The sequence below is a fragment of the Marinobacter piscis genome, from assembly GCF_007671655.1.
Classification (GTDB): Bacteria; Pseudomonadota; Gammaproteobacteria; order Pseudomonadales; family Oleiphilaceae; genus Marinobacter; species Marinobacter piscensis.
In genome coordinates this window covers 481,442-499,410 of sequence record NZ_VCGX01000002.1, presented here as the reverse complement: position 1 = coordinate 499,410, position 17,969 = coordinate 481,442, and the positions used below count along the sequence as shown (strand labels likewise).

Below are 17,969 nucleotides of genomic sequence, written 5' to 3'. Positions count from 1 at the left end.
GCGCCCCGCCTTTTGTCGGGGGACAGGGGGCGCGAAAATTCCGGAGACTGTGTTAGTATTTCCGCAAGTGCGATATTTATCTCCTTCTGTTTTCACACCATGACGTGGGGTTAGCGTGATTAAAGCCGTCATTAGCGGAACTGGCCTGTATACACCGCCGGCGACCGTAGACAACGATGAACTGGTAGAAGCTTTTAACCAGTATGTAGAAACCTATAATTCAGAGCATGCGGATGCCATTGAGCGGGGTGAGGTTGAAGCTCTGCAGCCATCGTCTTCGGAGTTTATCGAGAAGGCATCCGGCATCAAGCGCCGGCATGTTATCGATAAAACCGGCATTGTGGATCCGGAGCGCCTGGCGCCCTATATCCCTGAACGGGGCAACGACGAGCCATCGGTTCAGTGCGAAATGGCCGTTACAGCCTGTAATCAGGCGTTGGAGCAGGCCGGCAAGAAAGCCAGTGATGTTGATTTTGTTATCGTTGCCTGTTCCAACATGCAACGCGCCTATCCGGCCATTTCGATTGAAGTTCAGGCCGCGCTCGGCATTGAGGGCTTTGCCTATGACATGAACGTAGCGTGCAGTTCGGCTACGTTCGGGTTACAGGCAGCACTGAACTCTGTGGAGAATGGTTCGGCCCGGGCCGTTTTGGTGGTCAGCCCGGAAATATGCTCCGGTCACCTGAACTTCCGTGATCGCGACAGCCATTTCATATTCGGGGATGCCTGCACCGCTATTATGGTTGAGCGTGAGGAAGATACCCGGCCCGGGCAGGGGTTTGAGATTCTTGGAACCCGCCTGAAGACCAGCTTTTCCAACAACATCCGGAATAATTTTGGTTTCCTGAACCGGGCGGATGAGTCCGGGGTAGGTAAGCCGGATAAACTGTTTATTCAGCAGGGCCGTAAGGTGTTCCGGGAAGTTTCACCCTTGGTGGCGGAAACGATTCAGGGCCATCTGGAGAGCCTTTCGCTTAAGCCTGAAGATTTGCGTAGAATGTGGCTGCATCAGGCTAACCTGAACATGAACCAACTGATTGCCCGCAGAGTGCTTGGCCGGGACGCGTCCGAAGATGAGGCGCCGGTCATCCTTGATGAATACGCCAATACCAGCTCGGCAGGGTCCATCATTGCGTTCCATAAACATAAAGATGACCTGAGTTCCGGCGACACCGGGGTCATCTGCTCCTTCGGCGCTGGTTATTCTATTGGCAGTGTTGTAGTGCGCCGCCGCTGATTGCGTTTGCAGCAGTGCGTCAGTGCTGCTGTAAAACCAACATCACCCATTCAAGAGTTGAGCATGACAAACTACTCACCCAGGGGCAGTCTCGCAGCACTGCCCCTTGTTGTTCTGTTAGCCGTTGTAATGTTTTCTGTACCCGCAATGGCACAGAGTACTGCGGAGCCTGTGCCCGAGGGCGCTCCGGAAGTGAACCCTCAGGATCCGTATGAAAACTGGAACCGGAAGGTTTACAGCTTTAATGAAAGTGTTGACCGCTGGGCGTTGAAGCCCGTCGCCAAAACCTACCGTACAGTAATGCCGGACTTCGCCGACCGGGGTGTTACAAATTTTTTCAACAATCTGTCCGAGATACGGAACTTCATTAACAGCATTTTGCAGCTGAAGGGTGAATCTGCGGTTGTTGCCGCTGGCCGTTTTACCTACAACACAGTATTTGGTCTGGGTGGGCTGATAGACGTTGCCACAGCCTTTGACCTGCCGGAAAGGCCGGAAGACTTCGGGCAGACACTGGGCTATTGGGGCGCAGGGTCCGGCCCTTATCTGATGCTGCCTTTGCTCGGCCCATCCAGCCCTCGTCGCCTCAGTGGAATGGGGATAGATGGTTTTGCATTCCCATCGTTGTGGCAGGAGGCGGACAGGTCTTATCGCTATGCCGGGCGAGCACTTCAGGTTGTAGACAAACGGGCTGATCTGATTCCCGCGGAAGGGTTTGTCTCCGGCGACACCTACATATTTGTGCGCAATGCGTTCATGCAACGTCGTGAGTTTCTGATTAATGATGGTAAGGTGACAAGTGATCCATTTGCCAGTGATGACGACGATGATCTGATGCTGGACGATTTCTGATTCCGGCTGTTGGTTGAGGGAGGGCACAGAGTGCTCAAAGACCCAAAGATTAACAAGTTCCGCAAGATGTTGTCCGAGGCGCCGGACTACGAGTCGTGGAAGGCTGCGGGTCTGGAACTGGATTTTCTGGAAGGCAATGCTGAGTGGAAAGAGGATTTCGCCTCTGACCTCTACAACTACGAATTGCTGTACGATCGCCTTACCAGCATCAAACAATACCGCCAGCAAAACGATTTCGACCGCCTGAAGCGCGCTCTTCGGGAAGGCCTGCATCACGACCTGGGTAACATGGGCAACCCCGCGCTTTACACCCGTTCCCGGATTGGCACCAAACACCTGATAGAAGAGTATATTACTCAGGCTTGTGAGGCCCTGGATTTTCTGTGCGACCACCCGGTACCTGGTTTTCCGGTTGCTGAAAAACTTCAGTTTTTCCGTGATACCCTCACCAGTTACGGCCGGCCTACGCTCCTGTTGAGTGGCGGCGCCAGCCTCGGCATTTTTCACTTCGGGGTCATCAAGGCGCTCTGGGAAAAGGGGCTGCTGCCCCAGGTGATTACCGGCTCCAGCATCGGCGCCATTATTGCCGGCATGCTGGGCGTTCACACAGACGCCGCGATCCCTGAAATGCTCGTACCGGAAAACCACAACCTGAAAGCCTGGAAGTGGCGTGGCTTATTGAGCGCCATGCGGGGCGAAGGCCTGATGGATCAGGCGCAACTACGGGCCTGTCTGAGAAGTAACATTGGTGACTACACCTTTGAAGAGGCCTATCAGCGCACCGGACGCTCCATTAACATGAGCGTGTCCCCGGTACAGGCGCATCAGAAGGCCCGGCTGCTATCCGGCTATACTTCACCCTATTTAATGGTCTGGAGTGGAGCCCTTGCCAGCGCCGCCGTGCCGGGTATTTTTCCACCTGTTACGCTGATGAAAAAGGACATGTATGGGCAGTCGCTGCCTTACATACCCAAGCTCAGGTTTGTCGATGGGTCGGTTGTCAGTGACCTGCCCATAGACCGGCTGATGCACCTATACGACGTAAATTTCACCATTGTCAGCCAGACCAACCCCCACGTCGTGCCTTTTCTTAACGAACGCGGCGAGGACGAAAAGCTTTCTCTGGCCAGTCTGCCCTGGCACCTGATGAAATCCGAGGTGCAGTTTCATGGCCAGGGTGTGTTCGATTATCTTCGTAAACGGGCCCGCCCGGAGCTGTTTCGGCAAATCTCCGGTCAGATGTACACCATCATGGCCCAGCGGTATTCCGGCGACGTAACCATTGCACCCACCTACAGGTTCAGACATTACCGGCGAATGCTGGCTGATCCCAGGCCTGAATTTGTGCGGGAAATGATTCTGGCGGGGGAGCGGGCAACCTGGCCAAAAATATCGATGATTCAGTCCCATGCGCGGATTTCCAAAACCCTGGAACGTTGCGTGCGTCGCCTGAAACAGGAAAACTACCGCAAATGAGTATTTGACTGGACGCCCATGTATTCTGATTTCTTCGGCTTCAGAGAACCGCCGTTCTCGATTGCGCCCGATCCCCGTTACCTGTACCTGAGTGAGCGCCATAAAGAAGCGCTTGCTCATCTGATGTATGGCGTCAGGGGCCAGGGTGGTTTTATTGTGATCACCGGCGAAGTGGGCACGGGAAAAACCACCGTAAGCCGCTGTTTTATTGAGAATGCTCCCGCCCATGTCGATATTGCTCTGATTCTCAATCCCCGGCTGTCTGCCAGGGAGTTGCTCTCCGCCATTTGTGACGAGCTGGGAATCGCGCACCCTGGCGGCGCATCCATCAAACAGATGGTCGATCTGATTAATCAGGACCTGCTCAAGGCTCATGCGGCCGGGCGCCACAAAGTGTTGTTGATTGATGAAGCCCAGAACCTGTCGGCTGATGTACTTGAGCAGTTACGGTTGCTGACCAACCTGGAAACCGCAGAGAAGAAGCTGCTGCAAATTGTGTTGCTGGGGCAACCAGAACTGCAGCAGAAACTCGCACTTCCGCAACTTCGTCAGCTGAACCAGCGGGTAACCGCCCGTTACCACCTGGATGCCATCAGCCGGAGTGAATTACCGGCGTACCTGAGCTACCGGCTGGGTGTTGCCGGAATGCGGGGGGATGTGTTTTCCGCATCTGCAGTGCGTAAGCTATACCGTTTAAGCCATGGTATACCCCGCCTGATCAACCTGATCAGTGATCGCGCGCTCCTGGGTGCTTACGCAGAGGGCGAACATGAAGTCACTGCCGCTCACATTCGACAGGCTGCCAGAGAAGTTGGCGGTGGTACCCGTATCGAAGCAGGTGCTTCGGGTTCCGGCAGAAAAGGCAAGTTGTCTGATTATCTTGTGGTATTTGCCTCCTTGTTGCTGGCCGTGATCAGTAGTGTCTGGGTTTACCAGCAGTGGACAGGCACGCCCATCATAAACGGTGCCGAAGCGAGAGAGGACAACCAGGAAGGCCTCGTTGAACGCGCTGCTATGCCTGAACCAGAGCCGCCCGGGTTCCGCTTTGCGGAGCACAGTGGGAGTGAGCATGAGGCCTTTGCCAGACTTTTCGATATCTGGGATGTCCGTTATCCCCCAGAAGGCGAAGCCGCGGTCTGCGACTTTGCCCGGGCTTCGGGCCTCGGGTGTCTTGAGCGCCAGGGCAGCCGCCGCAGTCTGGCATTTCTGGACAGGCCCGCTATCCTGCGACTGCTGGATGACACAGGCACCGAACGATTTGTCGTGTTAAGGCGGCTTGACGGGCAGATGGCTGATATTGTGCTGCCAGACGGCGTTGTGCAGGTGCCATTCGACAGCCTGGAGCCCTACTGGTTTGGTGAATATCAGGTGCTGTGGCAACTTCCTGACTATCTTGCCAGTCCGCCGGGTGAGGGCGAGCATGGTGGTGAAGAATTGTGGTTGGGCGTACGAATGATGGAGCTCGCCGATATTCACAGCAACTCACCCGCCCGGAGTGCCGAAATCAAACGCATGGCGCTGAACGAGCAGATTCGCTGGTATCAGTCCGTGCGAGGGCTGACAGTCGACGGGATTGCGGGTGCAATGACAGTCATACAGATAAATAATGATCTGGATGCCGGAGTACCGAGACTCGCCAGCCCAGGCAACAGGGGCGGGGAGTAGGTATGTCCTATATTCTTGATGCACTCAGAAAGTCTGAAACCGAGCGCCGTCAGGGCAAGGTGCCCGACCTGGGGCAACAGGTACATCTGATCCACCGGCCGAAGAAACGCCGGGTGTCCCCGGTACTCTGGGTGGCACTGGCGCTGCTGGTGAACGCCGGCGTATTGGCGGTTGTCTTCTGGCCGGAAATGGCAACGGATAAACCAGCGCCCACGGAGCCGGAAATAAAGCCGGCGGAAATTGACCCCCGGCCGGTCGCAGACCCGTCGCCGGTGCAGCCGGAGCCGGTAAGCGAGCCCACAGCAGAGCCGGTTCGTGAACGACCCGCGATTATCAGGCCTTCAGTGCGCCAGGAACGCCCAGCGCCGCCGGTGAGCGACAGCCGCGCCGAAGGCCGGGTGCCGCACCTGGTTGAGCTACCGCTTTCATTTCAGAAGAGTGTTCCGGATCTGATGTTTAACAGTCATATCTTTTCAACGGACCCCAGTGCCAGCCGGGTTATGATTAATGGTCATTACCTGCGCCCGGGCGAGTCGTTTTCGGGGATTACCGTAGAAGAAGTAACCGAGGATGGAGTTGTATTGAGCAAACAAGGTGAACGCTTCCGTGTGGGTACGGTTCGTGACTGGGTGAGCCCGCGCTGATGGCACTGACTGACGCTATAAAACAGGAAATCCAGCAAAGCTACCGGGAAGTGCTGGCAGGTAAGGGCGTACGTGCCCGTTATGGGCAGCGTTTGATGATCGCTGAAATCGCAAAATACATGGGCGAAATCACCGAGAACGATGGTCAGCGCACCTCGCCACCGGCAACCTGCGTGGTGGAGGCAGGCACAGGTACGGGTAAGACTCTGGCGTACCTGATTGCAGCGATTCCTGTCGCCCGGGCGTTAGGCAAAACGCTGGTGATCTCAACCGCCACCGTTGCGCTGCAGGATCAGATTGTTCTTAAAGATCTGCCGGATCTGAAAAAACACAGCAAAATGAATTTCAGCTGGACTCTGGCCAAAGGCCGGGGTCGGTATCTGTGTTTGTCCCGCCTGGAATCCCGGTTACACGATGAAGGCAGTGGCGACAGCGACACCATGCCCCTTTTTCTGCTGGATAATCCAGGGGCCGAAGAGCCGGGCACCCGGGCATTTTTCGAGGAAATGTTGGCAAGCTATGGTTCCCGGAAGTGGGACGGTGACCGGGACCACTGGCCCGAGCAGATACCCGATGATATCTGGCGTCAGGTCACCACCGATCATCGCCAGTGCACAAACCGGCACTGCAGTTATTTTGACAGCTGCGCGTTTTTTGATGCCCGTAAAGATCTGGACGAAGTGGATATCGTGGTCGCCAACCACGATCTGGTGCTGGCTGATCTCGCTCTGGGTGGAGGTGCAATTCTGCCTGAGCCTGAGAATGCCTTGTTCATTTTCGACGAAGCTCATCACCTACCGGATAAAGCCCTGAACCACTTCGCTGCGTCTGTACCACTGAACTCAACCCGGCAGTGGCTGAAACAGCTTTCTCAGGCACTGGTTAAGATGCAGCCGTACCTTGCCCCCGGAACCCAGGGCGCAAAAACCCTTGACCGGATCAGCTCCGCCGCTCGAGATGTGGATCTGGTACTGGCACGGGTCTACGAAGAAACCGAGCAGAATACCGGCTGGGACTTCAATGAGGAGCGGCGCTCCGCCCAGTGGCGTTACCCGGAAGGCGAATTGCCCGAGGCACTGGCCGAGCTGGCGTCTGAAAGCCGTATTGCCACGGCCGGCTTGGTACGCCACTTGGGCGCACTCGCAGAAGAGCTTCAGGGTGCGTTTGACGAACGCAAACAGCATGAAATTGATCGTGATACAGCCGAAGCCTGGTATCCGGTGATCGGAGCCTTCCACAGCCGCTCTGAAGACCAGTTGCGGCTCTGGACCGCCTGGACCGAACAGGTGGGGGGCAATTCGGAAGATTCGGAGTCTCAGGGACGCACAAACAAAAGCCCGCCGCCGGCGCGCTGGAGTGTCCGGCAGAGGTGGGACCATGCTGAAGACATTACCCTGTTCAGTTCCCCCGTACTTGCCAACAGCCTTCTGTATACACGCCTGTGGTCCCGTGCCTATGGAGCGGTGCTGACCAGTGCCACACTCACGGCGCTTGGCCGTTTTGACCGGCTCCAGGCACGGGCCGGGTTGCCGGAGGCCAGCCGCATGCTGGTAGTGCCCAGCTCGTTTCGCTATACCGAGATGGCAACGGTGGAAGTGCCGGCCATGCGCTGTATGCCTACAGATGATGGTTTTGCGGATGAGCTGATCAAGCGTCTGCCGGGTGTGTGGGCCGGCGGCAAAGCAACACTCGTTTTGTTTACCTCGCGACGCCAGATGCACCAGGTTCGTGATGCACTGAGTCCGGAGTATCCCGGTCTCATTATCACCCAGGATGATATGTCCCGGGGCGAAGTGCTGCGTCAGCATCGGGACCGGGTTGATGAGGGCCGGGCGAGCGTGTTGTTTGGTGTAGCCAGTTTTGCTGAAGGCATCGACCTGCCCGGGAAGTATCTGCACCATGTGGTGATCACGCGGCTGCCTTTTTCAGTACCCGATGACCCCATTGAGGCTGGGCTGGCCGAGTGGATTAACCAGCGCGGTGGCAATCCGTTTATGGAAATTACGGTGCCCGATGCTTCTATCAAGCTGGTGCAGGCCGTCGGACGGCTGCTGCGCACAGAGGAGGATACCGGCAGAGTCAGTATTCTTGATCGCAGAATTGTGGCCCGGCGCTATGGGCAGCTGCTGCTGGACTCACTACCGCCGTTCCGGCGGATTATTGAGCCATAAAAAAAGAGCCAGTCCGGAGACTGGCTCTTGCAAAAGGGCTCTTTAAGAACCCAAGCGTAGATACAACGCAAATCAAGAAGTCTGAAAGGCCTGAGTTTTCAGATTTCAGGGTGAGGGCTTGCCTCACCGTGGATACAATCATAGAGGCTCAGAGGGCGTAGACGAATCGTCCAAAGGGCGTAGCGCCGTAAAAAAACATCTCCCGAATGTGATGCCGGTCACAAATCGCCCGGGTTAGACGGTGAGAATCCCCAGCTCCCGCGCCCGGGCAAGCGCTTCTGTCCTGCGCCCCACACCAAGTTTTCCATAAAGGTTGCGTATATGCGCCTTTACAGTGGCAGGTGCTACCCCCATATGCACGGCGATGTCCTTGTTGGCGTGGCCCGCATTAATCAGCTCCAGTACTTCCCGCTCCCGCTGACTTAAAGGCTCTGCAAGTGCCATGGCTTCGGCACCCGGCGCCGAGCCTGTGGGTGTAGACTCTGTACTGTCATTCTGGTCCTGATCGGCAAGCATTTCGGCCACACTCTGTTGCCAGTAACCGCCACTGTTCAGGAATGCGTTCGCACGCACTAACCGTTGCAGGCGGGGGCTTTCCTCGGTCAGCAGCCGCATAAAGCCGGAGTCGGCTGCAAGCGACAGGGCACGGGCAATCCGCTCCTGGCTCTGTTCTGTTCGGTTTTGCAGGGCAAGGGCGTCACCACACACCAGTAAAGCCTCTACTTTATGGCGAATGTGCTCGTTATCTTCGGTATCGGGGATAAGAGCGGTGACCAGCGCCAATGCCGGTTCCGGGCTGCCTTCCGCAACCAGCAGCCGGGCATAACTGATGCTGTTCTGCTCCCGATTCAGAGGGTTCGTAACGGCCCGGGTATCTTCAGCCTCCAGAATCTGTCGCGCCCGGGCCGTCTCACCAATGGCCAGATAACAGCGGGCAAGGAGCGCCGAACTGGCGGGTGGCTCGAACACAATGTGTTCCCGGCGTTTACGAGCAACTGTGTCAGCGTCTTCAAGAAACTCTATGGCCTGCTGATAGCGCCCCTCACTGAATGCGAGGTGCCCGCGCACGTGCTGAATGATGACGTGTTGCCCGGGTTCTGCGCCTTTGTTGACATGCTCCAGCAAGGGCCCAAGGTGCGCTGCAGCGTCCTGAAGCTGGTTACACTCGCGGTGAATTTCTGTCAGTGCGGCGCTCAGCCAGCAGGAAATAAGACGGGGCTGCGTCGGATCGGCGTAGTGCCGGTCGACCCACTGACGTACTTCGGTACAGGTTTGCAGGGCAAGGTCCATATCGCCGCGATTGTACTGGATCCAGGCCAGAAGGCCGCCACTGGAGAGGACTGTGCTCGGCTTGCGTTCAATCTGTCCATAATGCACGGCTGCCTTCAGTGATTTTTCCGCACCGGTCAGGTTGCCACTGCCGTAATCATCCAGGCCTAGACCGTAATAGGTGACCGACTTCAGGGGAATGCGGGTGTGGTCAATCTCTGCAAGTACCTGACGGGTCAGGTCACTGGCATTTTTATCGGTGCTGCGGGAGCGTGCCAGGTAGGATCGTATCAGTGAGATTTCACTTTTCAGGCCAGGAGCACTTTCTGTGTCCTGATTCAGGGTTTCGCTGCCGGGTTGCAGCAGGCTCTCCACATGGCTCAGTAGAGGTTCAAGCTGAACCAGCCGGTTGGCAAAGAAAAGGCCCCAGACACGCAGCATCTGCAGTTGCGCATTATCCGTGATCTGGCGCTCCGGTAAGGCGTTCAGCCAGTCCAGGACCGGAAGATGAAACCCGCCGTGAATAAGTTTATTGCCGTGGGTCGCCAGGACCTCAGCCAGCCAGGGCCAGTCTTCCTTTTGCACTATCTGGGCAATGGCTTCCTGAATCTGGCCGTGGTGAAGAAGCCAGGTTATTGCCCGCTCCCGGAGTTGCTGAGCGCGGAGCGCGTCTGTGGCTGCAAGCTTCTGTAAGAGAGCGTCGCGGAACAGATCATGGTAACGAAACCATTCATTGTGATTATCCAGGGGGACCAGGAACAGGTTCTTTGCGAGCAGGTGTTCCAGTTTTTCCTGGCTGTCATCGGCATGACGAATGCTGTCGCACAGGGAGGCGCACAGGCGCGTGCAGCAGGCAGTATCCAGAAGAAAGCTGACGGTTTCCGGCGGTTGCTTATCGAGCACCTCGGTGAGCACGTAATCGCTGATGTGCTGTTGGTTCAGGCTGAGTGTCGGTTGCTGGCTGGTTGGGGCTGGTTGATCCCTGGGCGAGCCGGTCTTATGCCCCGAAAGAGCAGTCAGCTGCATGGCCGCCACCCAGCCTTCTGTACGCTGGAAAATGGCCTGTACCTGCGCTTCGGAAATCGCAAGCCCCATCGTATTGTGGAAAAACTCGCGACTTTCGTTTTCTGAAAAGGCCAGCAGTGCCGGATGTACCTCTTGCAGCCACCCGCGTACCCGCCACCGTGCCAGAGGCAAGGCCGGCTCTGTGCGGGAGACCAGGGTGATCGTGACACCTGCGGGCAGGTAGTCAATAAAGTAGGCGAATTGTCTCTGTATTTCGTTGGCGAAGATAAACTGAAAATCATCCAGTACGAGAACCCAGGGGGTGTCGTCAGTCGCCAGTGCATTAATCAATGCAGTAATGGCATTTTCCAGGCTGTTGTCCGTGCTGTTAGCCAGATTTTGATGGCAGGCATCCAGGCCGGTCAGCCCTGCATTCTCAAACGCACTGGCAACATACTGCCAGAACCGCCGGGGTTCATTGTCGTGCTCATCCAGAGACAGCCAGGCAATGGAGCCGGTGGTACGTGCGCACCACTGGCTGGCCAGCGTTGTCTTACCAAACCCTGCGGGCGCAATGACCAGGTTAAGGCGTTTGGGCTGACCGGGAGTCAGTAACGCACTCAGCCGCTCTCGCTGTACTGCGCGCGAGTCAGAAGCTGGTCGTAGAAACTTGGTGGTGAGTAGCATCGGCGTCCCGGAAGCAGGGTAAATGTTGATATGAAATTGTGTGCTTTGTCTCAGTCAAGTCAAGGGCTGGAGAGCCTGTGGGATACGTCATAGGCTACTATGCTGAAAATCTGAACTAAACTGAACCTGACAGCGCTTATATATTAAAAAAGAATGAATCTCGTGTTTGTTATGCGTATAATCTGGGTCGTTTTACTTGCCGACATTCAATGGCAGCCCGTCACAGGCGGGAAACTCACGGAGCAGCAAAGCCAATGAAATTACAACAGTTGCGGTATATCTGGGAAGTTGCACATCACGACCTTAACGTGTCGGCAACCGCACAGAGCCTGTTTACCTCTCAGCCAGGCATCTCCAAGCAAATCCGGTTGCTTGAGGACGAGCTGGGCCTGGAAATCTTTGCCCGCAGTGGCAAGCATCTTACCCGTATTACACCCCCGGGCGAAATCATCGTTCGCGAGGCCGGAGAAATACTCAGGCGTGCGGAAGGCATCAAGAAAATTGCCCAGGAGTTCAGCGATCAGCAAAAAGGTGATCTGAGTATTGCGACCACCCACACTCAGGCGCGATACGCCTTGCCGCCAGTCATCAGTGGTTTTATTGAGTTTTATCCGGACGTTTCTCTGCATATGCATCAGGGAACGCCAATGCAGATTTCGGAAATGGCAGCCAATGGGTCAGTGGATTTTGCCATTGCCACAGAAGCTATGGAGCTGTTTAACGATCTTATTATGATGCCGTGCTACCGCTGGAACCGCACGGTGATAGTGCCCAGAGACCATCCGCTGACCCAGCTGCCGAAGCTGACTCTGGAGGCGCTGACTGAGCATCCGCTGGTCACTTATGTATTTGGCTTTACCGGCCGGTCAAAACTTGATGAAGCGTTTAAATCCAAGGATCTCACGCCCAAAGTTGTGTTCACCGCAGCCGATGCGGATGTCATTAAAACCTATGTACGCCTGGGTCTCGGGGTAGGCATTATCGCCAGTATGGCGTTCAACCCGGAAACCGACACCGACTTGGTTGCACTGGATGCAAGGGATCTGTTCGGTGCCAGTGTCACCCGCATCGGTTTCCGTAAGGGCACCTTCCTGCGCGGGTATATGTACGAGTTCATTCAGCGCTTTGCCCCGCACCTGACAAAAGAGGTGGTGGATGAGGCGGTTGCGCGCCAGAGCAATCGCGGTGAAATAGAGGCCCTGTTCAAAGACGTGGAACTGCCCACCTTTTAACAGGGCCTCCCGCGCCGGGTTGCCTGGCCGCCTGGCGCGGATTACTGCCGGGCGATCAGATTGTCGGCATGCAGGCCGCACTCTTTCTGTGTGGCTTCTTCCCACCACCACCGGCCTTCGCGCTCATGCTGCCCGGGTAATACCGGGCGAGTGCAGGGCTGGCAGCCAATACTCACAAATCCCTTCTCGTGGAGTGGGTTGTAAGGGGCTTCTGACATACGGATGTAGTCCCAGACCTCTTTGGAGCTCCAGTTTGCCAGCGGGTTGAACTTCACCAGGGTTTTCTCCGGAGTGGAAAAGGCATCGTCTGCCTGCACCACCGGAACATGGTTGCGGGTGCCCGGGCTTTGATCCCGGCGCTGGCCGGTGATCCACGCATCCACCGTGGCCAGCTTCCTGCGCAGTGGGTTTACCTTGCGGATGCCGCAGCATTCCGCATGCCCATCTTGATAAAAGCTGAACAATCCTTTGTTATTCACCAGCTCCTGAACCTCTGCAGAGTCCGGAAACAGCACGTCAATCTGGATGCCATAATGCTGGCGAACATTTTCAATAAACCTGTAGGTTTCCGGGTGCAACCTGCCAGTATCCAGGGTAAACACCTGCAGGTTGTCGGTCAGCTTATGGGCCATCTCGATCAATACCACGTCCTCGGCACCGCTGAAGGAAATGGCGATGTTGTCGTACCTGGCCAGAGCGGCTTTCAGAATAGCTCGTGGGCTCTGGTCTTCAAGCCCGGCACGAAGGGATTCGATATCAGTCATGTTGCTCCAGCATTCCTTTGAGTGATGCGCTAAGGCTAGCATCAAAGGGCTAATAACCTGAAGGAATTACAGTCTATATAGTTATGCCTTCATTGCAGGCCCTGAGTGTTCAATTTCCCATGCAATCCGGCGCCGTTTTACATATCATAGCCGCACGAAACAGGAGCACCCGGAGTGCTCCCTGACATTTATTCTATTCAGGAGACCGTTGTGGAACTCGCATGTCTTGACCTTGAGGGCGTACTGATCCCGGAAATCTGGATCGCATTTGCAGAAAAAACCGGCATTGAAGAACTCAAGGCGACCACCCGGGATATTCCTGATTACGACGTACTGATGAAGCAGCGGCTGCGGATTCTGGACGAGCACGGATACGGCCTGCCAGCCATTCAGGAAGTGATCAGTGAGCTGGACCCACTGCCGGGCGCCCGCGAATTTCTGGACTGGCTGCGCGAGCGCTTTCAGGTGGTGATCCTTTCTGACACCTTCTATGAATTCGCCATGCCGTTGATGAAAAAGCTGGGCTACCCGGCGCTGCTTTGCCATAAGCTGGAAGTGGCGGAGAACGGTCAGATCACCAACTACCTGCTGCGCCAGCGTGACCCCAAACGTCAGTCCGTTCGCGCTTTCCAGCTGCTGAACTACCGTGTAATTGCCGCTGGTGATTCCTACAACGACACCACCATGCTGGGTCAGGCCGAAGCCGGTATTCTCTTCCATGCTCCGCAGAACGTCATCGATGAGTTTCCACAGTACCCGGCGGTGCAGGAGTTTGACGATCTCAAACAGGCGTTTCTGAAAGCCAGCGCCGTGCACAGCGCCTGACTTTCGCGAAGACCAGTCCAGCCGGTGCCGCTGCGGCAGAGCGCGGCGGCATGGGTTACAGCTTCAGATTTTCCAGAAAATCCATCAGCGGCTTTACCTTGGTCAGGGTTTCCTGATACTCCGCTTCTGGTTCCGAATCCGCCACAATACCGCCACCACCCCAGCAGCGAATGGTCCCGTGCTCCACGCCTGACGCGTCTGTGTTGTCACGTTCACAGAGTAGGGTGCGTATCGCAATGTTACTGTCCAGCCGGCCATCCAGCCCGTAATAGAACACCGACCCGCAATAAGGCCCGCGCCAGTGAGGTTCCAGCTCATGAATAATCTCCATGGCGCGGATTTTGGGTGCACCGGTAATGGAGCCGCCGGGGAAGGCGTCGAACAAAGCCTGAAGCGGGGAAACACCCTCGGCTAACTCTGCCCGTATATGACTGACCAGGTGGTGTACGTTCTCGTAGCTTTCCAGGGCGAACAGCTCATCCACTTTTACCGAGCCGGGGCGGGCGTTAACGCTCAGGTCATTGCGCAGCAGGTCCACAATCATCAGGTTCTCGGCTCGGTCTTTTTCTGAGGCTTCCAGTTCAGCTGCGTAAGCCACATCTTCAGTAGGTGTCTTGCCTCTCGGGCGAGTGCCTTTAATGGGGCTGGTATTAACCGTGCCGCCACGAATTTCCAGAAAACGTTCGGGGGAAATGGATAGTACAGCACCGGTGCCGGTTTTAAGGAAAGCGCTGTAGGGGGTGGGGTTGGCGTCAGCCAGTGCTTTAAACGCCTTCCAGGGGTTTCCCTTATAGCTGCCCTGGAATTCTTGGGAAAGGTTCGCCTGGTAGCAATCACCGGCATTGATGTAGCGCTGAACAGCATCGACACCAGCCATGAATTCTACAGGGCGCTGTCGCGACTTAAACGGAGAAGTCATCTGCCAGTTGGTTGTTTTGCCGATGGGCGCGCTGGAGCGCCAAGACTGAATAGTGGCTCGGATGTGTTCCGGGCATTTGGGGTGGACCCATAAGTGAAAAGCACCGGTGGCCTGGTTGTGACTAGCAGTCCACAGATAAAAACCGGCAAAGAGCAAGGGAGTTGCAGGTACAGGGCAGAGTCCAGAAAGGCGCTTTTCTTTCATGTACCCGAATTCGTAACTCAAAAAACCAATCCAGCCGCCCGTTAAAAAGCTTTGTGTTTTCTGCTCTGGAACTTTGTAGTGCGCAATCAAGTTCTCTATTTGAGCGGAAAGCTTACTGGTATTCAGAAGCCCTTTATCCGCTGCACTCAAACTCTTCGTTGCGATAGCGCATGCTGTAAAACCACTGAGTAAGCCGCGTCCGTCGCCCGTACCGATACTGCCAAGATGGGCAAAGTCGGTCTCATCAGAAGCGTGGGCAAGCAGTGTTTCGTATTCTTGGCGACTAAGCAGAGCTGAAAAAGACACTGACAAATTAACTCCGGTTAATTAGAAGAATGATACTTGGGCCACAAAATCGACATTGTTTGAATGATATCAACCCTGAGCTGGCCCCATTATTAATCTCTCTGCCAGCGTGATGCCAACCGCAGTGGCAGCCAAGCTTTATGAATTTAGGAAAATCAACAGGGGTGATTTATGGCTCAGCGATTCTTGGTTGGAAAGGTAGTTATTGTATTGTTTCTTTTCATAGTTACCAGCGCAGTTGCTCAGCAGCCGCGGAACTATGATGACCATATCCTTTCGGATGGGAAGCTCGAGCCAGAAGAACTTGCTGCCGTAGTGAAGATTGCGAGAACTGACCTTAAGCATTTGACGGAAAAAGCTTTGGGATCAGTTGAGAATGACTTAAATGCATCCGGCATTTTCTCGCCTGAAGCATGGATGCTTCTTAAGGGGGGCACGATTAAACAGCTAAAACTTGATCAAGATGCGGAAGCGAACGCCCCGCCAAAAATTAAGGTGGTTATGTACAGAACAGCGCTAAGATCTGTTGCACGCCACGGGCAAATCCACGCTGCCGTTATTGCTTACCCGGGGGCGCTGGAAAAAGAAGGTGAAAAAAAACGGGTTGTCGTGATCGAGCATGAGCATCGGTTAGGTGTCTCGGGTTTGAAACTTGTTCCTATAAAAATGGAAAACGGTGTTTCTCATTTTGCAGCACACATCTCCCAGAAAAAACCATTTGAGTTCTTCTACGACGGTGAATAAACGAAGGCTCCGATTAAAAAGATCAAACAGTCTTTGCGGTGTTTAATGTAACTAATCATTACAAAGTGTGAGTCTGTTCACTGAATCGGAGTGTAAAACAATCTTAAATGAAGGCGTGGGGCATCGAACCTCACATCCAAATTAAAACTCAGACAAAAACAAAATGAGTTTATTAAGGAGATAATAATGAAAGGCCTGAAAAAGATTGCTTTAGCAACAGCGGTAGCCGCCGCACCCTTTGCAGCCCACGCGGAACTGCAAGCTATGGACGATACGGCCATGGGCGCGGTCACCGGTCAGTCTGGTGTAACTATTGAGCTTGAGACTCGTGTGTCAATCGGCGAGTTCACGTATAAGGACGAAGGTACATTTGCGGTGAGCGACATTGTGATTGGCGGTGCTGCCACTAGTGATTCTGCTAGTGCTGATGGTTACATTCAGAGTGGCGCTACAGGTAACGATGGTAGATTGCTCGATGACCTGAAGATCGATATTGATATTGCCGACGACGGCGACGCGATTATTCATGTGGGCTCTTTGCAAGAAGATGGCAACGGCGACGCCGTACCCATTGACTGGGGTATGACTGCAGGCGCTATGGAGCTGCGTGGTAACGGCGGTCAAAACACCGTTCTTGTATCTAACCTTGATGCGTGGGGCCTGCTTGGTGCTCTCGATATTCGAGTAGATACTGACGATGTTGGCGGTCAGGCTGGAACTGGCACCTTGAACCTTGATGCGGCATTTACTGTGCAGGAGATGAGCTTTGATGCTGACTTCCTAGCGCTTGGCATTAAAGAAATGAGTATCAAAAGTTCTGAGGCTGGTGGTGAAGTCCTTGGGCAAGATGGGCTGGTAGCGATTTTGGCTGAAGACCCTAGCGCTCCAACAGCGGAAGAGCTACGAAAGGTTGGGCTGGCTCAAAAAGGCTTTGCGATCGCTGGTATCAGCGTATACAAGGGTAACGGGCTAGCTGACAGTACTTCGTCGCTTGCTAAAACCGATGTCCTGCGTGTAGATGTTGATGATGTTCTGATGGATGTCAATATTGGGCAAACCATTATTGGTGGTGCTAACATCGGTACTATTGGTATCGATAACCTGCACATCAGTGAAACTAGTTTAGCTGTATACGGTCACTAATCTGACCTAGCAACTAGTAGTGTTGAGACGCCCCGCTCCGCGGGGCGTTTTTTGTTACTGCAGGAAAAGACGGGCAATAAAACCGGCCGCTCAGGGATAAAAGCGGCCGGTTTTTGAAATTGTCTAAGGGAAATGATTACCTACTGATCCGGCACCTGAATAGAAAGATCAAATCCACCCCCCGGCCTCGGCGTCAGCTGAACGGGCCCCTCATTGATACCGTGCGGCAGATTAACCCGGTCTATCCCCGGCGGGTTGCCGATGGAGAAATTCAGGTTCTGCCCATCGAAGCCAATACCCAGCTGATCGTTAAGAAACGATTGTGTGAACGGCTGATCCGGAATCTGCATCTGTTGTCCGAAAATCAGCGGCGGAATATTTGGTGTGAAGTCCACTCGTGGCTGGGCTCTGGCCAGTTCTTCCTGGGGCAGGAGCAGTGCCCGGCGCAGAAACTCCGCCTCGGCATTGGCCAGGGCGTCGGATTTGCCTTCCTCTGTAAAACGCTGCAGCGCCTGGCGATAGGCTTCTTCTTCGGCTTCAGTAATAACCGGCTCCCCGGGAGAGATGGTGAGGGCGCGGATTATACGTTTGCGGTCGGCTTCTGGTTTGCGGTTCTCCCTGGGAACGACAATAACCGCGGAGTCTTTAACGTAGGTTTCAACCATCTCATCTGAAGTCATTGACTGAACGTCCCCGAAAGCCGGCGCGGCAAGAACGGCTGTCATAGCAGCGGCAAGGACTTTCGGGGTTGTTTTTGGCAGGTTGTAACTGGTCATAATGTAGCCCTTTGCCGCGGCATTATCAGGTGTGAGGCGTATGTGAGGTT

General features: G+C 54.9%; 14 protein-coding genes. 10 read left to right on the top strand and 4 right to left on the bottom strand.

From position 1 onward, the window contains the following. Positions 1 to 115 precede the first annotated feature (115 nt). From FFI95_RS08030 to dinG, 6 genes are all read left to right on the top strand, one after another. The gene (locus tag FFI95_RS08030) at positions 116 to 1,237 is read left to right on the top strand and encodes a beta-ketoacyl-ACP synthase III (protein ID WP_144821905.1); all 1,122 of its coding nucleotides are present in this window, start codon (positions 116 to 118) and stop codon (positions 1,235 to 1,237) included. A gap of 63 nt (positions 1,238 to 1,300) precedes the next feature. Next, complete coding sequence (locus tag FFI95_RS08025) at positions 1,301 to 2,089, top strand: MlaA family lipoprotein (protein ID WP_144821904.1); 789 nt, start codon at positions 1,301 to 1,303, stop codon at positions 2,087 to 2,089. A gap of 30 nt (positions 2,090 to 2,119) precedes the next feature. After that, a complete protein-coding gene (locus tag FFI95_RS08020; RefSeq protein ID WP_144821903.1) occupies positions 2,120 to 3,565 on the top strand; it encodes a DUF3336 domain-containing protein in 1,446 nt (481 codons plus the stop codon). Between the two features lie 18 nt (positions 3,566 to 3,583). After that, on the top strand, positions 3,584 to 5,230 hold the full coding sequence (locus tag FFI95_RS08015; protein ID WP_144821902.1) for an ExeA family protein: 1,647 nt from the start codon (positions 3,584 to 3,586) through the stop codon (positions 5,228 to 5,230). A gap of 2 nt (positions 5,231 to 5,232) precedes the next feature. Further along, positions 5,233 to 5,874, top strand: coding sequence for a general secretion pathway protein GspB (locus tag FFI95_RS08010; RefSeq protein ID WP_144821901.1), 642 nt, complete (start codon positions 5,233 to 5,235; stop codon positions 5,872 to 5,874). Continuing rightward, positions 5,874 to 8,045 (top strand): ATP-dependent DNA helicase DinG, encoded by a 2,172-nt coding sequence (gene dinG / locus FFI95_RS08005; RefSeq protein ID WP_144821900.1) that lies wholly within the window; start codon positions 5,874 to 5,876, stop codon positions 8,043 to 8,045. The genes FFI95_RS08010 and dinG overlap by 1 nt, the downstream gene beginning before the upstream one ends. Before the next feature lie 234 nt (positions 8,046 to 8,279). Here the strand turns inward: dinG and FFI95_RS08000 are convergent, their stop codons facing one another. Further along, positions 8,280 to 11,006: a winged helix-turn-helix domain-containing protein gene (locus FFI95_RS08000; RefSeq protein ID WP_144821899.1), complete on the bottom strand. Its 2,727-nt coding sequence runs from the start codon at positions 11,004 to 11,006 to the stop codon at positions 8,280 to 8,282. A gap of 254 nt (positions 11,007 to 11,260) precedes the next feature. Between FFI95_RS08000 and cysB the strand changes: the two genes are divergently transcribed. After that, entirely contained in the window at positions 11,261 to 12,238 is a 978-nt protein-coding gene (cysB, locus tag FFI95_RS07995) for an HTH-type transcriptional regulator CysB (RefSeq protein ID WP_144821898.1), read from the top strand. A 41-nt stretch (positions 12,239 to 12,279) separates the two neighbouring features. Here cysB and FFI95_RS07990 read toward each other — a convergent pair whose 3' ends face one another. Next, on the bottom strand, positions 12,280 to 13,002 hold the full coding sequence (locus FFI95_RS07990; protein WP_144821897.1) for a phosphoadenylyl-sulfate reductase: 723 nt from the start codon (positions 13,000 to 13,002) through the stop codon (positions 12,280 to 12,282). 210 nt (positions 13,003 to 13,212) lie between these two features. Between FFI95_RS07990 and thrH the strand changes: the two genes are divergently transcribed. Continuing rightward, positions 13,213 to 13,827 carry a bifunctional phosphoserine phosphatase/homoserine phosphotransferase ThrH gene (thrH, locus tag FFI95_RS07985; RefSeq protein ID WP_144821896.1) on the top strand — a complete coding sequence of 205 codons (615 nt, stop codon included), beginning with the start codon at positions 13,213 to 13,215 and terminating at the stop codon, positions 13,825 to 13,827. A 55-nt stretch (positions 13,828 to 13,882) separates the two neighbouring features. Here thrH and pabB read toward each other — a convergent pair whose 3' ends face one another. Next, positions 13,883 to 15,256 (bottom strand): aminodeoxychorismate synthase component I, encoded by a 1,374-nt coding sequence (gene pabB / locus FFI95_RS07980; RefSeq protein ID WP_144821895.1) that lies wholly within the window; start codon positions 15,254 to 15,256, stop codon positions 13,883 to 13,885. 171 nt (positions 15,257 to 15,427) lie between these two features. Between pabB and FFI95_RS07975 the strand changes: the two genes are divergently transcribed. Both FFI95_RS07975 and FFI95_RS07970 read left to right on the top strand, forming a co-directional pair. Beyond that, a complete protein-coding gene (locus tag FFI95_RS07975) occupies positions 15,428 to 16,000 on the top strand; it encodes a hypothetical protein (RefSeq protein WP_144821894.1) in 573 nt (190 codons plus the stop codon). A gap of 186 nt (positions 16,001 to 16,186) precedes the next feature. Continuing rightward, on the top strand, positions 16,187 to 17,143 hold the full coding sequence (locus tag FFI95_RS07970) for a DUF6160 family protein (protein WP_144821893.1): 957 nt from the start codon (positions 16,187 to 16,189) through the stop codon (positions 17,141 to 17,143). Positions 17,144 to 17,283: 140 nt separating this feature from the next. Here FFI95_RS07970 and FFI95_RS07965 read toward each other — a convergent pair whose 3' ends face one another. Beyond that, positions 17,284 to 17,919 (bottom strand): hypothetical protein, encoded by a 636-nt coding sequence (locus FFI95_RS07965; protein WP_186311978.1) that lies wholly within the window; start codon positions 17,917 to 17,919, stop codon positions 17,284 to 17,286. Positions 17,920 to 17,969: the final 50 nt, after the last annotated feature.

Excerpts from the sequence above, each read along its gene's own strand:
- FFI95_RS08015 (WP_144821902.1), top strand. The coding sequence starts at position 3,584 with ATGTATTCTGATTTCTTCGGCTTCAGAGAACCGCCGTTCTCGATTGCG.
- FFI95_RS07970 (WP_144821893.1), top strand. The coding sequence starts at position 16,187 with ATGAAAGGCCTGAAAAAGATTGCTTTAGCAACAGCGGTAGCCGCCGCA.
- FFI95_RS08025 (WP_144821904.1), top strand. The coding sequence starts at position 1,301 with ATGACAAACTACTCACCCAGGGGCAGTCTCGCAGCACTGCCCCTTGTT.
- FFI95_RS07975 (WP_144821894.1), top strand. The coding sequence starts at position 15,428 with ATGGCTCAGCGATTCTTGGTTGGAAAGGTAGTTATTGTATTGTTTCTT.
- FFI95_RS08010 (WP_144821901.1), top strand. The coding sequence starts at position 5,233 with ATGTCCTATATTCTTGATGCACTCAGAAAGTCTGAAACCGAGCGCCGT.
- FFI95_RS08000 (WP_144821899.1), bottom strand. The coding sequence starts at position 11,006 with ATGCTACTCACCACCAAGTTTCTACGACCAGCTTCTGACTCGCGCGCA.
- cysB (WP_144821898.1), top strand. The coding sequence starts at position 11,261 with ATGAAATTACAACAGTTGCGGTATATCTGGGAAGTTGCACATCACGAC.
- FFI95_RS07965 (WP_186311978.1), bottom strand. The coding sequence starts at position 17,919 with ATGACCAGTTACAACCTGCCAAAAACAACCCCGAAAGTCCTTGCCGCT.
- FFI95_RS07990 (WP_144821897.1), bottom strand. The coding sequence starts at position 13,002 with ATGACTGATATCGAATCCCTTCGTGCCGGGCTTGAAGACCAGAGCCCA.
- dinG (WP_144821900.1), top strand. The coding sequence starts at position 5,874 with ATGGCACTGACTGACGCTATAAAACAGGAAATCCAGCAAAGCTACCGG.